We start from the raw sequence: 5,036 nt of genomic DNA, 5'->3' as shown, positions 1-5,036 counted from the left end.
GCCCTGCGGCGTGGGGGGACCCCCAGCGCCTCAATCGCCGGCGGGGCTGGATTTTGCCCGCCCGGATGCGCAGAACCAGCCCGTCCGGCGATTGAGGACACGCCCGCAGGGCGTGCCGGGAGGGCGCAACCTCACAGGGGCAGCTAGTCCCGGCCGACGCGGACCGGCGTGCGTTCCGGGTCGGACCCACCGTCGGGGTCCTTCTTCGGCCAGATCGCATACGTCAGGGCGATCACCCCGTGGATCCCGGCCACCTTCCACGCCTGGAACATCCAGCTCCGCAGGGACTCGGAGCTACCGGCGTCGCCCACATACCAGATGGCGAGCTGGAGCAACCCCGTGGCCACGGCGGCCGCCGCCATGGTGCCGGACCAGACGCGCAGCTCGTGGCGGGCGCGGGCCATGCCGTATTTGGGGGGCTTCGGCGGGGGCGGGGCGCCGCCCAGGCGGTGGGCGGCGTGGCCGTCGAGCCATTTGACGGTGCGGTGGCCATGGCCGACGGTGTAGCCGATGTAGAGCGCGGCCAGACCGTGCTTCCAGCTGGGATCGGCGCCGTTCTTCAGATCGATCGCGGTGACGACCAGCAGGACGACCTCCAGCAGCGGCTCGCACAGCAGCAGAGCCATCCCCACCCGCGGTTTCTTCCACAGATAGCGCGCGGCGAGCCCTGCCGCCAGCAGTACCCAGAAGCCGACCTCGCAGATGATGATCAGCGTGACGATCACAGCCTTCTCCCTTCATCGTTCTCAGGCTCCCGCCCGGACGGCCGCCGATCGTCGTCGGCAGTGACGAAGTGGCACTGCATCCTTTGATGTACTCGCAGCTCACCCCGTCCGGGGAGGCCGGAACGGGGCACCGCCGTGTTTCATGGGACGGTGACCATTCCCCGCCCGCACCGCGACGATGTGTACATCTGTGTCGTCGCGCTCCTCGGCGGAGTACTGCTGTGGTCGCTGGGGCTGTACAACCAGAAGGAGCGGGACCTCTTCCCGGCCTGGACCGCCCTGGTGCCGTTGGCGGTGATCTCCGTCCAGTCGCTGTTCCGCCGGACGCTGCCGCTGACGACCCTGCTGGTGGGCACGCTGGCGCTGATCGCCGATCAGTTCACGGTCGGCAATCTCGTCACGCTGATGGTCTACACCGATGTGGTGTACGCGTCGGTGGTCTACGGATCGAGCACGACCGCGCGCCGGGTCCCGGTGACCGCCGGACTGATCACGGTCGCGTCGACCATCACCCTGCTCGCCCTGACCCAGGAGCCAGCCGGGCTGCTGCTCGGTGTGGTCGTCGGCGCGATCACCCTCGCCCCGGCCACCACGGGCGCGCTCGTCCGCAACCACCGGGAGGCCGCGGACGCCGCCAAGCTGCGCGCCGAGCAGACCACGCTGCTCGCCGAGGTGGACCGGACCCAGGCGGTGACCGCCGAGCGGTCCCGGATGGCCCGGGAACTGCACGACATGGTCGCCAACCACCTCTCCGCGATCGCCATCCACTCCACCGCGGCGCTCTCGCTCGACAACCCCGGGACCTCCCGGGACGCGCTCGGGGTCATCCGGGAGAACAGCGTCGCGGGTCTGGCCGAAATGCGTCGGCTGATCGGGCTGCTGCGGGACCGCGGCGATGACAGCGAGCCGGCCGCGGCGCCGACGCTCGCCGGTCTGGAGTCGCTGATCGAGCAGGCCCGTACGAACGGAGCCGGCAGCGGGCTCTCGTTCACCCTCGACGACCGGCGTCCGGAAGGAGCCACCCTGCCCGCCCCGGTGGAACTGGCCGCGTACCGGATCGTGCAGGAGTCCCTGACCAACGCCCTCAAGCACGCGGAGCCGGGCGCTGTGCACATCACGCTCACCCATACGGCGGGCCGTACGCTCACGGTCACCGTGACCAGTCCCTTCGGCAGCAGGCCAGGGCCGCGCGCGCCCGGTTCGGGGGCCGGTCTGGTCGGGATGCGTGAGCGGGTGACGCTGCTGGACGGGCAGCTCGACGCGGGACCGGAGGAAGGACCCGACGGCGGTCCGGACAAGATCTGGTGCGTACGGGCGGTGCTGCCCGTACGGGACGACAAGGAGCCCGAGACATGACGCGGGAAGCACGGCGCGCAAGCGGTTCAGACGCGAGCGGTTCGAGCAGGAGCGGTTCGGACGCGAGCGGTTCGAGCGCAAGCCGGTCGGACGCAAGCGGTTCGAGCGCGGGCGACCCGGGCTCAGAGCACCCGGGCTCAGGGCACCCCGGCTCAGGGCACCCCGGCCCGGGACACCCGGGCGCAGGCGATCCGGGAGGCACCCGGCGCGTACGCGTCCTGGTGGCGGAGGACCAGAGCGCGGTACGCGCGGGCCTCGTCCTCATTCTGCGCAGTGCCCCGGACATCGAGGTCGTCGGGGAGGCGGCCGACGGCGAGGAGGCGGTGCGGCTCGCCGGGGAGCTGCGCCCCGATCTGGTGCTGATGGACATTCAGATGCCACGGCTGGACGGGGTGTCGGCCACCCGGCGGATCGTCGCCGACCGGCTCGCCGATGTCCTCGTCCTGACCACCTTCGATCTGGACGAGTACATCTTCGGGGCCCTGCGGGCGGGGGCCTCGGGCTTTCTGCTGAAGAACACCGACGCCAAGGACCTGCTGGAGGCGGTACGTACGGTCGCGCGCGGCGAGGGACTGATCGCGCCCGCCGTGACCCGCCGGCTGATCGCCGAGTTCGCGACACCGCACCCCGTACGCTCCCCCGACGCGCCCGACCCCGCGATCCTCGACGTCCTCACCCGGCGCGAGCGGGAGGTCCTGGCATGTCTCGGCGAGGGGATGTCGAACGCCGAGATCGCGATCCGGCTGCGGATGGCGGAGGCGACGGTGAAGACCCATGTCAGTCGGCTGCTCGGCAAGCTGGAGCTGCGCAGCCGGGTCCAAGCCGCCGTACTGGCGCAGGAGTTGGGTATCTGAGCGGGTCAGCGCCCGTTGACCTCGCGCTTTGGTCTGGACCTATTGACGATTGGTCCAGACCTTCCTAGTCTCACCCGCGAACACACGCTGCGGTGAGACACCCCAGAGTGCGCAGAGAACGGTCCCACCCCACTGTCCGGACCACCTCACAAGGAGCACCCGTGAGCAGTCAACCCCCACCTCTGCACGGTCCAAGAAAGCGCTGGTCAGCACGTTCCAGAATCGTCGCGGGCCTGACCGCGCTCGTGATCCCCCTGGCGGCGATGGTCGGTCTCGCATCGCCCGCCCAGGCCGCCGAATCGGCGACCGCCACCTACGCGAAGGGCTCCGACTGGGGCAGCGGCTTCGAGGGCAAGTGGACGGTCAAGAACACCGGAACCACCACGATCAACGGCTGGACCGTCGAGTGGGACTTCCCCGCCGGCACCAAGGTCACCTCCGCGTGGGACGCCGATGTGACGAACGTCGGCGACCACTGGACGGCGAAGAACAAGTCCTGGGCCGCCTCCCTGGCCCCGGGCGCCTCCGACACCTACGGCTTCAACGGCACCGGCCCCGGCGCCCCCTCGGGCTGCAAGGTGAACGGCGCCTCCTGTGACGGCGGCACCGTGCCCGGCGACGCCAAGCCGTCCGCCCCCGGCACCCCGACCTCCGCGGATGTCACCGAGACCTCGGCGAACCTCAGCTGGGCCGCCGCGACCGACGACAAGCAGGTCAAGAACTACGACCTGTTCCGCAACGGCACCAAGATCGCCACGGTGCCCGCGCCCACGGGCACCGGTCCGGTCACCTACCGGGACACCGGGCTGACCAAGGGCACGACGTACTCCTACGCCGTCCTGGCGCGGGACAGCGCCGACCAGGTCGGCCCGCTGAGCGGCGAGCACTCCGTCACCACGCCCGGCGGCGTCGTGAACCCCGGCAAGAAGATCAAGATGGGGTACTTCACCAACTGGGGCGTCTACGCCCGCAACTACCACGTGAAGAACCTGGTGACCTCCGGCACCGCCGCGAACATCACCCACATCAACTACGCCTTCGGCAACGTCCAGAACGGCCGTTGCACCATCGGTGACTCCTACGCCGACTACGAGCGCATGTACACCGCCGACCAGTCCGTCGACGGTGTGTCCGACACCTGGGACCAGCCGCTGCGCGGCAATTTCAACCAGCTGCGGAAGCTCAAGGCGAAGTACCCGCACATCAAGATCCTGTACTCCTTCGGCGGCTGGACCTGGTCCGGTGGCTTCGGCCAGGCCATGGCCAACCCCGCCGCGTTCGCCGAGTCCTGCTACAACCTGGTGGAGGACCCGCGCTGGGCCGATGTCTTCGACGGCATCGACCTGGACTGGGAGTACCCCAATGCCTGTGGTCTGACCTGCGACACCAGCGGCCCGGCCGTGATGAAGAACATGATGCAGGCGTTCCGTGCCAAGTTCGGCGCCAACAACCTACTCACCGCCGCCGTCACCGCGGACGCCTCCAACGGCGGCAAGATCGACGCCGCTGACTACGGCGGCGCCGCGCAGTACATCGACTGGTACAACGTGATGACGTACGACTTCTTCGGCGCGTGGGCGGCGCAGGGCCCGACGGCTCCGCACTCCCCGCTCTCCGGCTACACCGGCATCCCGCAGCAGGGCTTCAACTCGGCCGACGCGATCAACAAGTACAAGGCGAAGGGCGTACCGGCGGACAAACTCCTGCTCGGCGTCGGCTTCTACGGCCGGGGCTGGACGGGTGTGACCCAGGCGGAACCGGGCGGCACCGCGACCGGACCGGCCCAGGGCACCTATGAGCCGGGCTTCGAGGACTACAAGGTCCTCAAGAACACCTGCCCGGCCACCGGCACCGTCGGCGGCACCGCCTACGCCAAGTGCGGCAGCAACTGGTGGGGCTACGACACCCCGGCGACGATCGGCTCCAAGATGAGCTGGGCGAAGAACCAGGGTCTCGGTGGCGCGTTCTACTGGGAGTTCAGTGGTGACACGTCCAACGGTGAACTGGCCGGCGCGGTCAGCTCCGGTCTCGGATAGCCGTCCGTTGACCGTCCGTCCTCAGCGATGAGCGACTGAGCGGACAGCTCCACAAGGGGCCGGGG

4 protein-coding genes are annotated in these 5,036 nt (G+C 69.7%); 3 read left to right on the top strand and 1 reads right to left on the bottom strand.

Annotated elements, in window-relative coordinates; genetic code table 11:
* Positions 1-143 precede the first annotated feature (143 nt).
* The gene (locus ACWF94_RS33255; protein ID WP_453497142.1) at positions 144-725 is read right to left on the bottom strand and encodes a hypothetical protein; all 582 of its coding nucleotides are present in this window, start codon (positions 723-725) and stop codon (positions 144-146) included.
* Positions 726-875: 150 nt separating this feature from the next.
* Here ACWF94_RS33255 and ACWF94_RS33250 point away from each other — a divergent pair, with 150 nt between their 5' ends.
* The 3 genes from ACWF94_RS33250 (at position 876) to ACWF94_RS33240 (ending at position 4,971) form a co-directional block, all read left to right on the top strand.
* Entirely contained in the window at positions 876-2,081 is a 1,206-nt protein-coding gene (locus tag ACWF94_RS33250) for a sensor histidine kinase (protein ID WP_453497139.1), read from the top strand.
* 218 nt (positions 2,082-2,299) lie between these two features.
* Positions 2,300-2,935 (top strand): response regulator, encoded by a 636-nt coding sequence (locus tag ACWF94_RS33245; protein ID WP_453497148.1) that lies wholly within the window; start codon positions 2,300-2,302, stop codon positions 2,933-2,935.
* Between the two features lie 263 nt (positions 2,936-3,198).
* Positions 3,199-4,971 carry a glycosyl hydrolase family 18 protein gene (locus tag ACWF94_RS33240; protein ID WP_453497145.1) on the top strand — a complete coding sequence of 591 codons (1,773 nt, stop codon included), beginning with the start codon at positions 3,199-3,201 and terminating at the stop codon, positions 4,969-4,971.
* The last annotated feature ends 65 nt before the right edge of the window (positions 4,972-5,036 follow it).

The sequence above is a fragment of the Streptomyces sp. NPDC055078 genome (genome assembly GCF_053607985.1).
Note: the sequence above shows the minus strand (reverse complement) of the source record. Positions and strands in the feature narration are given on the sequence as shown.

What these genes read in the sequence shown, in the direction of transcription:
- ACWF94_RS33240 (WP_453497145.1), top strand. Translation starts at nt 3,199, where the DNA reads ATGGTCGGTCTCGCATCGCCCGCCCAGGCCGCCGAATCGGCGACCGCC.